The organism is Aliikangiella litoralis (assembly GCF_052495765.1).
The window spans coordinates 468961-484456 of the sequence record NZ_CP199292.1 but is presented as its reverse complement, the minus strand read 5'-3'; the positions used below and the strand labels follow the sequence as shown (position 1 = coordinate 484456).

Genomic DNA, 15496 nt, shown 5'->3' with positions numbered 1-15496 from the left:
ACCTTTTAATGAGCCTTTTGGAGCTTGAATTTCAATGGAAGCACATTGATATTATGAAAGGCGAAACAACAACAAATAGCTTTCGCAATAAAAACCCTAATGCAAAAGCACCTCTTTTAGAAATACCGTCAGGTCAGTATATTGCTGAGTCGAATGCAATTCTAAATTATCTAGCAGATGGCACAGCATATTTGCCCAATGATCGCTTTACGCGGGCCAAAATACTAGAATGGCAATTTTTTGAGCAATATAGTCATGAGCCATATATTGCTGTTGCCCGGTTTATTAATATTTATCAAGGCTTACCAGAAGCTCGCAGAGCTGAATATGAGTCTAAACAACCAGGTGGGCATAAAGCCTTAGCTATCATGGAAAAGCAATTAAACAAAACTCAATATTTAGTCGGCAATCAATATACTATTGCCGATATTTCATTATTTGCTTACACCCATGTTGCTCACGAAGGCGGATTTGATTTATCGCATTACCCAGCAATTGAACAATGGATTCAAAGAATTCAATCTCACCCTAAACACGTTACAATGAAGTTAAAGGACGAACATAATGAATGAACATGAATTAATCCACTCAGTTAAATATTGGATTGAAAAAACAATTATTGGTTATAATTTTTGTCCATTTGCAAAAAAAGAGTTTGAGTCTCAACGAATACATTATGAAGTTGTCAGCGATTACAATAAAGAAGAGCAGTTACATGCATTAGTTAACGAGCTACAACGCTTAGATGCAAACTCTGATATAGAAACAACAATCATTATTTTACCTGTCGGCCTTGAAAGTTTTTTTGATTATCTTGGCTTTCTTGATATAGCCAATCAGCTGCTATGCGAACAAAACTATGAAGGAACTTATCAATTGGCTAGTTTTCACCCTGATTACTGTTTTGAAAATGCAAAACAAGAGGATGCTGAAAACTATACTAATCGTTCTCCCTACCCACTCATCCATATCTTGCGTGAAAAAACTTTAGAAAAAGTACTCAGCAAATATCCCGAGCCAGAAAAAATTCCACAAAAAAATATTCAAGTCGCTCGACAAAATGGCAAAACTCCATTTTTAAATATTCTACAAGAAAGTAAAAGCATCTACTGACAATATATCTACTAACAATATATCTATCGATAATATATCTACCGACAGTGTCATGTTTAACTATATAAGGTATTAAAGTTAAAGCTGAGCTCAATAAATGTAAAAAACGCCTCTTTAGCTTAATCAAGCCTTCTCTAAAATTTATGTAGAGAAGGCTTATCCAAATCAAACTTTTTCTAAGGCTTGGCTCACATCTGCAATAATATCATCAATATTTTCAATACCCACAGAAATTCTAATCAAATCTGCGCTAACACCAGCAGCGACTAATTCATTCTCGTTCAGCTGACGATGAGTAGTTGAAGCCGGATGGCAGGCTAATGATTTAGCATCACCAATGTTGACTAACCGCAAAATCATTTGTAGTGCGTCAATAAACAGACCACCAGCAACACTTCCACCCTTAATTCCAAAACTTAATATGCCAGAGGCCTGTCCCCCAGTAATTTTTTGGCACGTTTCATAAAATGGACTCTCAGCTAAAGCCGCATAATTAACCCAACTCACTTTCTCATGCTTTTGTAAATATTCAGCAAGTTTTAGGGCATTTTCACAATGCCTTTCCATTCTTAAACCTAATGTTTCTAATCCTTGTAAGATCTGAAATGAGTTAGTTGGTGAAATTGCCGCACCGGTATTTCTCAGAGGGACAACTCGACAACGACCAATATAAGCAGCTTCGCCAAGTGCTTCGGTATACACAACCCCATGATAAGAAGGATCAGGTTCATTTAGAACAGCGAACCGCTTTTTATTCGCCACCCAATCAAAGCGACCAGAGTCAATGATAATTCCACCAATCGAAGTGCCATGCCCACCAATATATTTAGTCAATGAATGAATGACTATATCAGCCCCCAAATCGAAAGGACGACACAAAAAGGGAGTAGCAACTGTATTGTCAACGATTAAAGGTATACCGTGTTTATGAGCAATTTGAGCTAGCACTTCTATATCAACAATATTACCCGCAGGATTACCGATCGACTCACAAAAAATGGCTTTAGTCTTTGAGTCTATTGCATTTTCAAACCCCTCATAATCTTCAGCAGAAACCAAATGCACCTCAATACCCTGTTTAGGTAAAGTATGAGCAAATAAATTATAAGTACCACCATAAAGCTGGCTTGTACTGACAATATTATCACCAACTTCACATATGCATTGAATAGCATAAGTAATTGCAGCCATGCCTGATGCAACAGCAAGCGCCCCTATTCCTCCTTCCATTGCCGCCAAACGTTGCTCTAAAACATCAGTCGTTGGGTTCATTATTCTGGTGTAAATATTACCAGGTACTTTTAAATCAAATAAATCAGCCCCATGTTGGGTATTATCAAATGTAAAAGAAGTCGTTTGGTAAATAGGAACCGCAGCAGCTTTAGTTGTCGCTTCGGATTCATATCCATGATGTAATGCCAGGGATTCAAGTTTCATACTTATCTCACTTATTATTAATAAAGCTGTATTCCAAGTCAGGTTAACCGATTACCGATATACCAATTAGTCGAACCAATATACTCAAATTGTGATGTTGAATCAAAGTCAGCAGTCAATTACCCAAACTTTATAGTACGATTGAATGATTTTTTTAGGCTGGTAAAGTTAGTTTTATGCTGACATTCATACTAAAAACAGCATTTAAACAGCAAGAAGTTTTTATTCATCTTCTGATTTAAGAATGACCACTGGCTCACACTCTTGGTGAATAATTATCTCAAAGTTAATAGGCCTGCAACACACTTGACAATCCTCAATATAAGCTTGCTCTTCGACTGAGCAATCAACTAATATTTCAATAAATTCCCAACAATAAGGACATTGAACTTTTTTCACTTTTTGAATATTTGGCATCATGGATTTTCATTTTGACTTTTTCAGATAATTTCTTACACGCACTATAGACATTTTCTTACACCAACTACACTTAATTACCTCTAGTACTTCTTCTCAATATATATTCTAATAATGCGTCTTAAAACGCTACAAGAAATGTAAGTTACTAGATTATTTTTCATTAAAAATTTTATAAAGCCACATGATTTAAAATACTGCATTAAAGGTTTTCAAAATAGTTATTTTAATAGGATATAAACAAGATGGAAACTAAGCAACAGCTAAATCTTACCCCAGGAAAGTACCTATTTAGAGAAAACCCATTTACTCAATGGGTTGAAGTAACAATATTCAAATCACCCAGTGCAAGTAATGAAGAAGAATTGTGGGTCCAATGGTTAGATACTGAAGTGAATATGCAAAAATTAATTAACAGAGGCGAGTGGAAGGAGCTCAAAGCCGGTTAACCATATTTATGCGGAATAACCTGTAGTAGCTCAGACTTGATCTGACAGTTACCCGTTTTTCCAACGGTATCTGTCAGTTTAGATTTGAGCTAAATTCTTTTCAGCCCAAATCAATTTACCATCAAGTAAAGTTTCTTTTGGCGTTCTGCCACAGCACATTTTTCCTTGATGAGTTCGGTCATTGTTATAGTATTCCATCCAAACGTCCAGATCTTTTTGCAAATCTTCCATCGATGAGTACAGCTTTTTCCTAAAGGTGATCTGGTAAAACTCATTCAATATCGTCTTGTGAAAGCGCTCGCAGATCCCGTTCGTTTGTGGTGACATCGCTTTCGTTTTGGTATGGTCAATATCATTGATCGCCAAGTAAAGCTGATAATCATGATGCTCTACGCGACCACAGTACTCAGTTCCACGGTCAGTTAAAATGCGCAACATTGGCAATTCATTTTGATTAAAGTAGGGTAATACTTTGTCATTTAATATATCTGCGGCGGTGATTGGCGTTTTGGTTGTGTAGAGCTTTGCAAAAGCAACTTTGCTGTAGGTGTCAATAAAGGTCTGCTGATAAATTCGGCCAACGCCTTTGAGGTTACCCACATAAAACGTATCCTGAGAGCCTAAGTAGCCTGGGTGAGCGGTTTCTATCTCACCACAAGCTTCGTCATCATGTTTCTTCTTTTCAAGCGCAGCAACTTGCGCATCGCTTAAAATGATACCGTCATTAGCGACCTTTTCCTCAAGTGCTTTAAGACGCTTTTTGAAGTTTTCCAGATCATGACGAAGCCAAATTGAACGAACGCCGCTGCCAGAAACAAAGACACCTTGTTTACGCAGCTCATTGCTTGTTCTATGTTGACCAAAGGCTGGTTGTTCAATGGCATAGGCAACAACGGCTTGTTCTGTCGCCTCATCAACTCTATTTTTAGGATTGGCCTTACGTCTGGTCTTTTCGATTAAGGCGTCAATTCCACCTTCTTCAACTAACTCTTGATAACGATAAAATGTATCTCGAGATACGCCCATCACTTTACAGGCTCTTGAAACATTATTGAGTTCTTCGGCTAAGTTTAATAAACCTGCCTTGTGTTTAATAATTGGATTGTTAGTATGTAGCATGAGAGTTACCTTTTGTTTTGATTTAAAGATTCGACACCTTTATCAAAACGGGTAACTCTCTTCTAGTCAAGCTGAAGTGTCAGATGAAGTCGGAACTAATACAAATAACCCCATCTCATTTAATCTTAAAAATTTAATTACTAGATTAAAGTTTCTGTAAACTTAATACCTGTAAATTTATGAGCAGCAATCGCACAAAAGAAATTATTTAAAACTTCCTCCTCAGGCTCTCTTCGATCTACACATAGAATATTTGTGTAGTTATCTTCCTTAATTTTGAATAGTGAAGTTTTTGGTAAGTTTGCCTCAATAAAGCATGGCTTTTTTAACCCAAACCGAGTTTCACCATCATCAATTTCAAAGCTGGAGTTCTCGATATCAACCGCGTTATCTGAATGAGACAGTACGTTAAAGCAATACCACTGTTCTCCGTCTACAGTAAAGGGCAAAAGTTCCCCTGATGGCTCAAGAATATGTGCCAATTCATCTGCAACATCTCGTCGAAAAGCAAATGTACTCATGCCTATCCAAGCAATATCAGGCAATGGAGCATCATCTCTATCACTAAACTGAGCCTTAAAATGAAGTGGGAGCCTACCAGCAAGAGGTTGACACTTGAACTCCCATAAATCAGACTTATAAACAGTCTCTTCTGGAAATAGTAAACGATAGTTCGCATCAGGTTTAACATTGTAAATTTTCATAGACTAATACTCTAATGTCCCACTTTTAAGCTTTTTAGCAACCATCTTTAATGCAACTCTACAATCTTGTTTTGAACGCGAGGAACTTAAAATGTTCGTAATATTGATATAATAAAGTTTGGTATGCACTTTAGCATGGTTTGATGCATCAGGCATATCTTCGTGAGGTATGAAGCGAGAGTCTTGTGGTAAATAAACACCATTATCAGGATCATCAATTCTTATCTGAAATTTAGCGAGTATTTGTCTAGCCGACTCAGCTTCTGGATGAGAACCGCTAACAATAGCATGAGCGCTGTATTTCGTGGACGCTGTATCCCCGCAGCTTTCATGTGCCGAGATAATCTTTTAGCATCATGCTCTTCTCTTAAAAACTGTTGCTTGCTCATCCCATTAGCTTCGGCCTGATAGGTAGCCAATGCTTCAAGTGCTTGGATAGTGCCTCTCATCATCAGCTTTGTATATAATTTTGATGCTAGGGCAGTAATTTCAACTTCAGATAGTGTTTTGGCTTTTCTTTCGATTATCTTCTTAGCATTTTTGTCCAGATGATCTTTGGTCATTTCTTTCATTTCAAAATAACCAATATTCTTTTGAGTTTCTCGTATAACTTCTACCAGTCCTACCATCAATTCATGAGGTTGAACTTCGTAAACATCCACTAATGGTTCCTTGCTCATTATTTATCCTTGTCAATTGATTTACCCTATTCAAAGGTTCATATTCTATATTTTTTGGTTTATACAGAATATTAAAAACTGATCAATATATGTTTGCTTATTCTTTTGAAAATGTGAACCGCGCCTAACGGTTTAGTATGTTTTATAGGAGAGGTGTCGAAAAATACAAGTTGATATTAACAACTATATTTTACAAAACACATAGCCAATATCTCACACACAAAAACGAGATTAAAGCTAGCAATTGAATTCAAATTAGCTTTTAATAATTTTCTTTTTATACCAAGGAATGGTCAATGGCATTATCAATTATTTATAGCCGAGCAGGCGTCGGTATCGAAGCACCATTAGTGACAGTTGAAACACACTTATCTAATGGCTTACCGAGCTTAAAGATTGCAGGATTATTCCCGTTAAAGAAATCTGTAAAATTACAGTGCTTCAACACTGTTCTAAAGTTTTTTAGAATTAGGATATAAATGAGATGGAAAACAAGCAACAACTGAGCTTTACTCCTGGAAAGTACCTATTTAGAGCAAACCCATTTACTCAATGGGTTGAAGTTACAATATTCAAATCGTCTAACTCAAGTAGTGAAGAGGAATTATGGGTTCAGTGGTTAGACAGTGAGATTGAAATGCAGAAGCTCATCAATAGAGGTGAATGGAAAGAGTTAAACGTTGGATAATTCTATCTTTATATGTATTAGTTCCGACTTCATCTGACACTTCAGCTTGACTAGAAGAGAGTTACCCGTTTTGATAAAGGTGTCGAATCTTTAAATCAAAACAAAAGGTAACTCTCATGCTACATACTAACAATCCAATTATTAAACACAAGGCAGGTTTATTAAACTTAGCCGAAGAACTCAATAATGTTTCAAGAGCCTGTAAAGTGATGGGCGTATCTCGAGATACATTTTATCGTTATCAAGAGTTAGTTGAAGAAGGTGGAATTGACGCCTTAATCGAAAAGACCAGACGTAAGGCCAATCCTAAAAATAGAGTTGATGAGGCGACAGAACAAGCCGTTGTTGCCTATGCCATTGAACAACCAGCCTTTGGTCAACATAGAACAAGCAATGAGCTGCGTAAACAAGGTGTCTTTGTTTCTGGCAGCGGCGTTCGTTCAATTTGGCTTCGTCATGATCTGGAAAACTTCAAAAAGCGTCTTAAAGCACTTGAGGAAAAGGTCGCTAATGACGGTATCATTTTAAGCGATGCGCAAGTTGCTGCGCTTGAAAAGAAGAAACATGATGACGAAGCTTGTGGTGAGATAGAAACCGCTCACCCAGGCTACTTAGGCTCTCAGGATACGTTTTATGTGGGTAACCTCAAAGGCGTTGGCCGAATTTATCAGCAGACCTTTATTGACACCTACAGCAAAGTTGCTTTTGCAAAGCTCTACACAACCAAAACGCCAATCACCGCCGCAGATATATTAAATGACAAAGTATTACCCTACTTTAATCAAAATGAATTGCCAATGTTGCGCATTTTAACTGACCGTGGAACTGAGTACTGTGGTCGCGTAGAGCATCATGATTATCAGCTTTACTTGGCGATCAATGATATTGACCATACCAAAACGAAAGCGATGTCACCACAAACGAACGGGATCTGCGAGCGCTTTCACAAGACGATATTGAATGAGTTTTACCAGATCACCTTTAGGAAAAAGCTGTACTCATCGATGGAAGATTTGCAAAAAGATCTGGACGTTTGGATGGAATACTATAACAATGACCGAACTCATCAAGGAAAAATGTGCTGTGGCAGAACGCCAAAAGAAACTTTACTTGATGGTAAATTGATTTGGGCTGAAAAGAATTTAGCTCAAATCTAAACTGACAGATACCGTTGGAAAAACGGGTAACTGTCAGATCAAGTCTGAGCTACTACACTTTATATTGAACAAAATTTATCTCACTTAACCTTAGATGTTTTATTACTCTATTAAAGTTTCTGTAAATTTAATACCTGTAAACTTATGTGCAGCAATAGCACAAAAGAAATTATTTAAAACTTCTTCCTCAGGTTCTCTTCGGTCTATACATAAAATATTGGTGTAGTTATCTTCTTTAATTTTGAATAGTGAAGTTTTTGGTAAGTTTGCCTCAATAAAGCATGGCTTTTTTAGTCCAAACCGAGTTTCACCATCATCAATTTCAAAGCTAGAGTTCTCGATATCAACCGCGTTATCTGAATGAGACAGTACGTTATAGCAATACCACTGTTCTCCATCAACAGTAAAAGGTAAAAGTTCTCCAGATGACTCTAGTATATCTAACAATGATTCTGCTACATCTTTACGAAATGCTATGGTATTCATCCCTATCCACGCAATATCAGGCATTGGTTTATCAGAAGTTTCACTAAAGTAAGCTTTAAAGTGAAGAGGAAGCTTTCCGGCTAATGAATTGCACTTAAATTCCCAATTGTCAGATTCATAGACCTCATCTTCTGGATACATAAAGCGGAAATTAAAATCTGGTCTAATTACATAAATTTTCATTATTTAGTACTCAAGAGTCCCATCGCGTAATTTCTTAGCGATTAACCGAAGTGCTACTCTACATTCAGTTGGGGAGTTTGTTTGGCTCAACATAATATTAACATTAAAATAATACTTTTCAGTATGCAGTTTTGCATGATTTGAAGCATTAGGTATGTCTTCATGAGGTATAAACCTAGAATCCCTTGGCAAATAAACCCCATTATCAGGATCATCTATTCTAATATTGAATCTAGCCAACACCTGACGAGCAGCTTTTGCTTCAGGGTGGTTGCCACTTACTATAGCATGTGCAGCAACATTGGATGGGCGAGAAACACCTATTGCTTTCATATGTCGAGATAACCTTTTAGGCTTATGCTCCTCTCTTAAAAACTGTTGCTTACTCATCCCTTTAGCTTCAGCCTGATAAGTTGCCAACGCTTCAAGTGCTTGAATAGATCCTCGCATCATCAACTTTGTATATAGCTTGGACGCTAGGGCTGTAATTTCAGTTTCAGATAAAATCTTAGCTTTTCTTTCGATTATCTTCTTAGCATTTTTGTCCAGATGATCTTTGGTCATTTCTTTCATTTCAAAATAACCAATATTCTTTTGAGTTTCTCGTATAACTTCTACCAGTCCTACCATCAATTCATGAGGTTGAACTTCGTAAACATCCACTAATGGTTCCTTGCTCATTATTTATCCTTGTCAATTGATTTACCCTATTCAAAGGTTCATATTCTATATTTTTTGATTTATACAGAATATTAAAAACTATATTTTACAAAACACATAGCCAATATCTCACACACAAAAACGAGATTAAAGCTAGCAATTGAATTCAAATTAGCTTTTAATAATTTTCTTTTTATACCAAGGAATGGTCAATGGCATTATCAATTATTTATAGCCGAGCAGGCGTCGGTATCGAAGCACCATTAGTGACAGTTGAAACACACTTATCTAATGGCTTACCGAGCTTAAATATTGTGGGTTTGCCTGAAACGGCTGTTAAAGAAAGCAAAGATCGCGTGAGAAGTGCTTTACTCAATGCTAATTTCGAATTTCCGGCTCGACGTATCACAATCAATCTTGCCCCTGCCGATCTCCCCAAAGATGGTGGACGTTATGACTTACCTATCGCGTTAGGTATATTAGCAGCCTCTCAACAAATTGAAAGCCGTAATCTTGAAAATTATGAATTTATGGGAGAGCTTGCACTTTCAGGCGAGCTTCGGAGCATTAACGGGGTATTGCCAGCAGCATTAGCCGCCAAAAAATCTCAACGCAAACTTGTTGTTCCCGTACAAAATTTAGCAGAAGCGCAATTAGTCGGCACAACTCAAGCCATTGGGGGCAACCACCTACTTCAAGTTTGCGCACTTTTAAAAGGGCAATGTGAAATAAAACTAGAAAAAAGCACTGTGTCTTTAAAGCCACCTAAACCTTTACCCGATTTAATAGAAGTCAAAGGACAATACTCCGCTAAGCGAGCACTAGAAATTGCAGCAGCAGGGCGACATAACCTATTATTTATAGGCCCACCCGGAACGGGAAAAACAATGCTCGCAACTCGTTTAGCCAGTATTTTACCTGAAATGAGTGAGCAAGAAGCGATTGAATCAGCTGCAATTACCTCAGTCAGTCATCAAGGCTTGGATACTTCAAATTGGAAGCAAAGGCCATTCAGAAGCCCGCATCACACCGCATCTGCAGCCGCACTAGTTGGCGGGGGAAGTAACCCCAAACCAGGTGAAATATCGTTAGCACATCATGGTGTATTATTTTTAGATGAGCTACCAGAATTTGATCGACGTGTTTTAGAGGTTTTAAGAGAGCCTCTCGAATCTGGGACAGTTACTATTTCAAGAGCAGCAAGGCAAGCGGAATACCCTGCGGAGTTTCAATTTCTTGCAGCGATGAATCCTTGTCCTTGCGGGCATTTTGGTAATCCTAGAGGAGCGTGCCGTTGCACTTCAGATAAAATCAGGCGCTATTTATTAAAGTTATCGGGGCCATTTATTGATCGTATAGATATGCATGTTGATGTTCCAGCAATGACGCCAGAAGAACTCAAGTCAATACCAGACCAAAGTTCAGAATCATCTGAAAAAGTTAAAAAGCGGGTTTTATCAGCAATGCAAAGACAAATCAAAAATCGTGGAAAATGTAATGCTATGTTAAACCCTAGAGAATTAGAAAAAGAGATAAATTTCGCCTCTGGCGCAGAAAACTTTATTTTATCGGTGTTGGAAAAACTTAAGTTTTCCGCTAGAGCTTATCACCGTATTTTAAGAGTCTCTCGGACAATTGCAGACTTAGAAAAATCGGCCCAAGTTAAGCAACAACATCTCGCAGAAGCATTAAATTACAGAAGACTGGAAAGAATGCTGAATCAAGTTGCATAATTGATCTATATTTAAATTTAGTCACTATCAGGTGCAATTACTAATCAAAAAAATCAATAAATATAAAGTATATAAAAGAGGCAATAAAAGTGGAAAAGCACTCACTATCATCCATACAACCTGGCGAATATCAGTTCAGACCTAACCCTTTTGTTCCCTGGATGAAAGTTAAAGTATTTAAAGAGTCCTCTGCTCATGACGAAAACTTACGAATCTGTTGGTCAGGGGGGATAATCGACGCATCTAAACTGATTAATCGTGGTGAATGGAAACCAATCAAAGAACAAATAACTAAGTAGCTGATTACTATTCATTTTTCTTTGGTATCTATTTTTATTTGTAATACGCTTGGTAAAACACTCACATTGACCTAAAATAGCTCCCTGTCTAATTATAACCTTGAGCCGAAGTAAGCAACCTTGTCAGTCGTCCGTTTAAACGAGCAACAAAATCTCGCAGTTAAGCAAACCTCTTCTCCGCTGCTCGTCCTAGCAGGTGCAGGAAGTGGTAAAACAGCCGTTATTACTCAAAAAATTGTTCATCTAATAACCCAGTGTGGCTATAAAGCGAATCAAATTGCAGCGGTGACTTTTACCAATAAAGCAGCAAAAGAAATGAAAGCCAGAGTTGGTAAGCTGTTAGGTGAGTCGTTAGTAAAAGGACTTATAGTTTCTACTTTTCATAATCTTGGATTAAATATCATTCGAAAGGAATACCGCGCACTAGGTATTCGAAAAAACTTTACTATCTTTGATGATCAAGACTCACTCGCATTAATGAGAGAGCTGTGCAAAAAAGATGTTGATGCCGATAAAAGTGAACTTCTCGAAATATTAAATAAAATATCAAGTTGGAAAAATGATCTACTACTACCAGCACAGGCAATAGCTAAAGCTAAAGATAATGATGAGCTATTAGCAGCAAAATTATATGAAGCTTACGCTCGGAGCTTAAAGGCTTATAATGCAGTTGACTTTGATGATCTTATTTTGATTCCCACATTATTACTCAAAGATAATGAAAATATCCGTCATAAATGGCATAACAAAATTCGCTACTTATTGGTTGACGAGTATCAAGATACTAATACAAGTCAATATGAACTAGTCAAGTTACTGACAGGAAAGTTAGGTAACTTTACAGTCGTTGGTGATGATGATCAATCCATTTATTCATGGCGGGGCGCACAACCTAAAAACCTTGAATTATTGCAACAAGACTTCCCTAATTTAAAGGTTGTTAAACTTGAACAAAACTATCGTTCATGTGGACGTATTTTAAAATCTGCGAATGTGCTAATTGCTAATAACCCACATTTATTTGATAAAAGCTTATGGTCAGATAAAAATTATGGCGATCCAATTCGAATATTATCAGTAAAAGAAGATAATGATGAAGCAGAAAGAGTCGTCAACGAAATTATCTCTAAACGAATTAAAGAAAATTTAAAATACTGCGACTTTGCGATTCTTTATCGGGGAAACCATCAATCCAGGTTAATTGAGCGCTCATTAGTTATCAAACAAGTTCCCTACAAAGTCAGTGGCAATACATCTTTTTTCGCACGTGCAGAAATTAAAGATATCATGGCTTATTTAAAACTTCTTATTAATCCTGATGATGATAATGCATTTATAAGAATAGCCAACGTACCTCGACGAGAAATTGGTGCAACAACTTTAGAAAAACTTGGCAATTATGCTAATTTTCGCGGTGTTAGTATGTTTGCGGCCATTTTTGAATTAGGTCTTGAAGAATACCTAACAGGAAAAGGACTTACCGCAGTACGCAGATTTGGTGAAATTATGGTCAAAGCGAGTGATAACTTAAAACGAGGCGACACGATCGCTGTGCTCAATGAGTTAATTGCTTATATTGGATACCATGGCTATTTATTTGAGAATTCTAGCTCACCCAAAGCAGCAGAGTATCGTTGGAGCAATGTATCAGAACTCCTTAAATGGATAGAAAAAGGAATTGAAGATAACGCTGATGCTGAAAACCCATTTGCAACAGCTGTCAATAAAATCTGTTTACGCGAAATGCTCGACAGAAATAGCGAAGAAGAAAACGAGCAAAATGAAGTTCAGCTTATGACTCTACACGCGTCCAAAGGTCTAGAGTTTCCTCATGTGTTTTTATTAGGAATGGAAGAAGAATTATTACCGCATAAATCAAGTATTGAAGAAGAAAATGTCGAGGAAGAAAGGCGCTTAGCCTATGTAGGAATTACTCGAGCCAAAGAAACTCTGGCGATTTTTGTTGCAAAACAAAGACAAAGATATGGTGAAATGATTAACTCTGTACCAAGCCGCTTTTTAGAAGAAATGCCTCAAGAAGACCTTGACTGGGAAGAAGATAGAATACAAATATCAGATGACGAAAAAAGAGAACGTGGTAAATCAAGTATGGCCAACCTACGGAAAATGTTATCGTCTTAGAAGCTTTAACCTAGCGAATACCATCAAGCAAATCTCAATAAAGAATAAATATCACGTTTGCAGCGCTAAGAAATCTTGTAACATCGTAAAAATATATGTACATTGAGTTTTGAGAAAGAAGATATATTATTAAGTTAACCATATTAAGCTTTCTACAGATGCCCTGTTCTCAAAACAGATAAAAAATAACTAATAAGAGGAAAAATTGATGGAATATTTCATTGCTGCTCTCAAAAAATATGCAGATTTCACTGGTCGGGCTAGACGTAAAGAATATTGGATGTTTATTTTATTCTATATCATATTCTATTTTGTAGCTGCAATCATCGACACTGTAATTGGAACGTTTATCATTACAAGCGTCTTTGCATTAGGCATGCTGATACCATCTATTAGTGCTGCGGCAAGGCGTCTACACGATACTTCACGTAGTGGCTGGTGGCAGCTTATTGTATTAATTCCTATCATTGGCTCTATCGTCCTGATTGTCTTTTTAGCTCAAGATAGTCACGCAGAAAATCAATACGGACCTAGCCCCAAAGCATAATAATGCTACTTTACAGTTAAACCGCGCTAATGGTGCGGCTTAGCTGCCTAAACACTCCTTTGCCTTTCAATACATTTCTATTCGAAACAACTTATTTTTTGAGCAGCCATAAACTATTCGATATAATACAACTATCCATGCAGTATTACATATCAGACAATATGTCTAGTTAATAATCAACCAAGGTAAAGTAAGCACTTGAAAACTCTAAATCATCTAATGCAACGTAACCAATCTTGGGCTGAAGCTATAAAAGAAAAAGAGCCTGAGTTTTTTGAACAGTTATCACAACAGCAATCTCCTGAGTACCTCTGGATTGGCTGCTCGGACAGTCGAGTACCAGCCAACCAAATAATTGACTTACCTCCAGGTGAAGTATTTGTACATCGTAATATTGCAAATGTTGTTGTTCATACAGACTTAAACTGCCTATCGGTACTACAATTTGCAGTCGAAGTTTTAAAAATAAAACACATCATTGTCTGTGGGCATTATGGATGCGGCGGTGTCAAGGCAGCAATGGAAGAACAACAATATGGCTTAATCGACAACTGGCTCCAACACATAAAAGATGTTGGACGAATTCATTCCAATCAACTCGAAGCCGTATCTAAAGAAGAAAGGTTTGATTTGCTTTGCGAACTGAATGTTGTAGAGCAAGTTAAAAATGTTTGTAATACCGCTATTGTTCAATACGCTTGGAAAAATGGTGTTGATTTATCAGTTCACGGTTGGATATATAGTATTAAAAATGGTGTAATCAAAGACTTAAATGTCAGCATTGATTCTGACGAAAAATTAAGAGCATCAAAATTTTAAATTTATACCAGACTTTTAAATAAAAAAGCTAGGGTTACTTGCTAAAAGTAACCCTTTAATGATCAATAGATAACTACTATACTTTCATCATTTAAATATTTAATCAGTTAAGTAAAAAGTAATATTAGTGACAACCCTAACATCTTTTTCTATGCGCTTGGTGTCACCATAGTCTTGCCCAGCATCTCTAACATAAAAGCTTCCTTGCCTTGCACTACGGATGCCTCCAACTTTAACACCTGCATTTTCAGCAAACTCATTCGCTGCAATTCGTGCATTTTTAGTAGCTTCTTTTAGCATGTCAGGTTTTATTTCATTTAATAGTGTAAAACGATATGCTGGCGCATGATTTTTTACATCAATTCCCTGAGCAATTAACTTATTAACTTTAATTCTAACACTAGAAACCAAACGCACTTTTTCTGTTTCAATATTAATAGAGCCTGTTAGATAATGTTTTTGATCAACCACTTTTTGGTTTTCATCCCTGAACTCTCTATTTTCATAATTTAATACACCAACTTCTATCTCAGTATCATCAAAACCATTCTTCTTTAATAAATCAATGATAATATTTTGCTGCTTCTCAGATTTATCATAAAGACTGGGGATTTCTTCTTTTGTTTGTCCTACAACGCTAAAAGAAATTGACCAGTTTGCTCGGTTAGCTTCCACTCTTCGTTCAGCTAAACCTTTAGCTTCTGCAGTATTTAAAGCCACCTTAGCATTAAACATTGTCTGGCCAATAAAGTATCCGCTAGTCGCTAAACCACATGCTAAAAATACGCCTAGTAAAACAATTCCCACTTGATTATTTTTTTCCATTATTATCTCCTTAATTAATAACGTTAATAGAAAATATT

General features: G+C 36.8%; 19 protein-coding genes. 10 read left to right on the top strand and 9 right to left on the bottom strand.

The features are described 5' to 3' along the window. The first annotated feature begins 8 nt into the window (after nucleotides 1-8). Together ACT5E3_RS02155 and ACT5E3_RS02150 are read left to right on the top strand one after the other, a co-directional pair. A complete protein-coding gene (locus ACT5E3_RS02155; protein WP_444996677.1) occupies nucleotides 9-572 on the top strand; it encodes a glutathione S-transferase family protein in 564 nt (187 codons plus the stop codon). Then, nucleotides 565-1113, top strand: a complete 549-nt coding sequence (locus ACT5E3_RS02150) for a DUF1415 domain-containing protein (protein ID WP_444996676.1) — start codon at nucleotides 565-567, stop codon at nucleotides 1111-1113. Before ACT5E3_RS02155 ends, ACT5E3_RS02150 begins: the two co-directional genes overlap by 8 nt. Before the next feature lie 165 nt (nucleotides 1114-1278). Here the strand turns inward: ACT5E3_RS02150 and ACT5E3_RS02145 are convergent, their stop codons facing one another. Then, nucleotides 1279-2550, bottom strand: a complete 1272-nt coding sequence (locus ACT5E3_RS02145; RefSeq protein ID WP_444996675.1) for an O-acetylhomoserine aminocarboxypropyltransferase/cysteine synthase family protein — start codon at nucleotides 2548-2550, stop codon at nucleotides 1279-1281. A gap of 222 nt (nucleotides 2551-2772) precedes the next feature. Next, nucleotides 2773-2970, bottom strand: coding sequence for a CPXCG motif-containing cysteine-rich protein (locus ACT5E3_RS02140; RefSeq protein ID WP_444996674.1), 198 nt, complete (start codon nucleotides 2968-2970; stop codon nucleotides 2773-2775). A gap of 242 nt (nucleotides 2971-3212) precedes the next feature. On the opposite strand from ACT5E3_RS02140, the gene ACT5E3_RS02135 reads away from it, so the two are divergent. Beyond that, nucleotides 3213-3416 carry a hypothetical protein gene (locus tag ACT5E3_RS02135; protein ID WP_444996673.1) on the top strand — a complete coding sequence of 68 codons (204 nt, stop codon included), beginning with the start codon at nucleotides 3213-3215 and terminating at the stop codon, nucleotides 3414-3416. A 78-nt stretch (nucleotides 3417-3494) separates the two neighbouring features. Here ACT5E3_RS02135 and ACT5E3_RS02130 read toward each other — a convergent pair whose 3' ends face one another. The 4 genes from ACT5E3_RS02130 to ACT5E3_RS02115 form a co-directional block, all read right to left on the bottom strand. Then, a complete protein-coding gene (locus ACT5E3_RS02130) occupies nucleotides 3495-4535 on the bottom strand; it encodes an IS481 family transposase (RefSeq protein ID WP_444993903.1) in 1041 nt (346 codons plus the stop codon). A gap of 140 nt (nucleotides 4536-4675) precedes the next feature. Beyond that, the gene (locus ACT5E3_RS02125) at nucleotides 4676-5239 is read right to left on the bottom strand and encodes a hypothetical protein (protein ID WP_444996672.1); all 564 of its coding nucleotides are present in this window, start codon (nucleotides 5237-5239) and stop codon (nucleotides 4676-4678) included. 3 nt (nucleotides 5240-5242) lie between these two features. Continuing rightward, a complete protein-coding gene (locus ACT5E3_RS02120; protein ID WP_444998630.1) occupies nucleotides 5243-5524 on the bottom strand; it encodes an AHH domain-containing protein in 282 nt (93 codons plus the stop codon). After that, on the bottom strand, nucleotides 5461-5919 hold the full coding sequence (locus ACT5E3_RS02115; protein WP_444996671.1) for a hypothetical protein: 459 nt from the start codon (nucleotides 5917-5919) through the stop codon (nucleotides 5461-5463). The genes ACT5E3_RS02120 and ACT5E3_RS02115 overlap by 64 nt, the downstream gene beginning before the upstream one ends. A gap of 484 nt (nucleotides 5920-6403) precedes the next feature. On the opposite strand from ACT5E3_RS02115, the gene ACT5E3_RS02110 reads away from it, so the two are divergent. Next, nucleotides 6404-6607 carry a hypothetical protein gene (locus ACT5E3_RS02110; RefSeq protein ID WP_444996670.1) on the top strand — a complete coding sequence of 68 codons (204 nt, stop codon included), beginning with the start codon at nucleotides 6404-6406 and terminating at the stop codon, nucleotides 6605-6607. Nucleotides 6608-6723: 116 nt separating this feature from the next. Further along, nucleotides 6724-7764, top strand: coding sequence for an IS481 family transposase (locus ACT5E3_RS02105; RefSeq protein WP_444993903.1), 1041 nt, complete (start codon nucleotides 6724-6726; stop codon nucleotides 7762-7764). Between the two features lie 102 nt (nucleotides 7765-7866). Here the strand turns inward: ACT5E3_RS02105 and ACT5E3_RS02100 are convergent, their stop codons facing one another. Then, on the bottom strand, nucleotides 7867-8433 hold the full coding sequence (locus ACT5E3_RS02100; protein WP_444996669.1) for a hypothetical protein: 567 nt from the start codon (nucleotides 8431-8433) through the stop codon (nucleotides 7867-7869). A gap of 3 nt (nucleotides 8434-8436) precedes the next feature. Continuing rightward, entirely contained in the window at nucleotides 8437-9114 is a 678-nt protein-coding gene (locus ACT5E3_RS02095; RefSeq protein WP_444996668.1) for an AHH domain-containing protein, read from the bottom strand. Between the two features lie 191 nt (nucleotides 9115-9305). Here ACT5E3_RS02095 and ACT5E3_RS02090 point away from each other — a divergent pair, with 191 nt between their 5' ends. From ACT5E3_RS02090 to can, 5 genes are all read left to right on the top strand, one after another. Then, a complete protein-coding gene (locus ACT5E3_RS02090) occupies nucleotides 9306-10826 on the top strand; it encodes a YifB family Mg chelatase-like AAA ATPase (protein ID WP_444996667.1) in 1521 nt (506 codons plus the stop codon). Between the two features lie 89 nt (nucleotides 10827-10915). Continuing rightward, on the top strand, nucleotides 10916-11125 hold the full coding sequence (locus tag ACT5E3_RS02085) for a hypothetical protein (RefSeq protein ID WP_444996666.1): 210 nt from the start codon (nucleotides 10916-10918) through the stop codon (nucleotides 11123-11125). A gap of 120 nt (nucleotides 11126-11245) precedes the next feature. Then, on the top strand, nucleotides 11246-13267 hold the full coding sequence (gene rep, locus ACT5E3_RS02080) for a DNA helicase Rep (RefSeq protein ID WP_444996665.1): 2022 nt from the start codon (nucleotides 11246-11248) through the stop codon (nucleotides 13265-13267). Between the two features lie 208 nt (nucleotides 13268-13475). Further along, nucleotides 13476-13814, top strand: a complete 339-nt coding sequence (locus ACT5E3_RS02075; RefSeq protein WP_444996664.1) for a DUF805 domain-containing protein — start codon at nucleotides 13476-13478, stop codon at nucleotides 13812-13814. Nucleotides 13815-14012: 198 nt separating this feature from the next. Further along, the gene (gene can, locus ACT5E3_RS02070) at nucleotides 14013-14633 is read left to right on the top strand and encodes a carbonate dehydratase (RefSeq protein WP_444996663.1); all 621 of its coding nucleotides are present in this window, start codon (nucleotides 14013-14015) and stop codon (nucleotides 14631-14633) included. A gap of 99 nt (nucleotides 14634-14732) precedes the next feature. Here the strand turns inward: can and ACT5E3_RS02065 are convergent, their stop codons facing one another. Next, nucleotides 14733-15458, bottom strand: a complete 726-nt coding sequence (locus tag ACT5E3_RS02065) for an SIMPL domain-containing protein (protein ID WP_444996662.1) — start codon at nucleotides 15456-15458, stop codon at nucleotides 14733-14735. Nucleotides 15459-15496 lie beyond the last annotated feature (38 nt).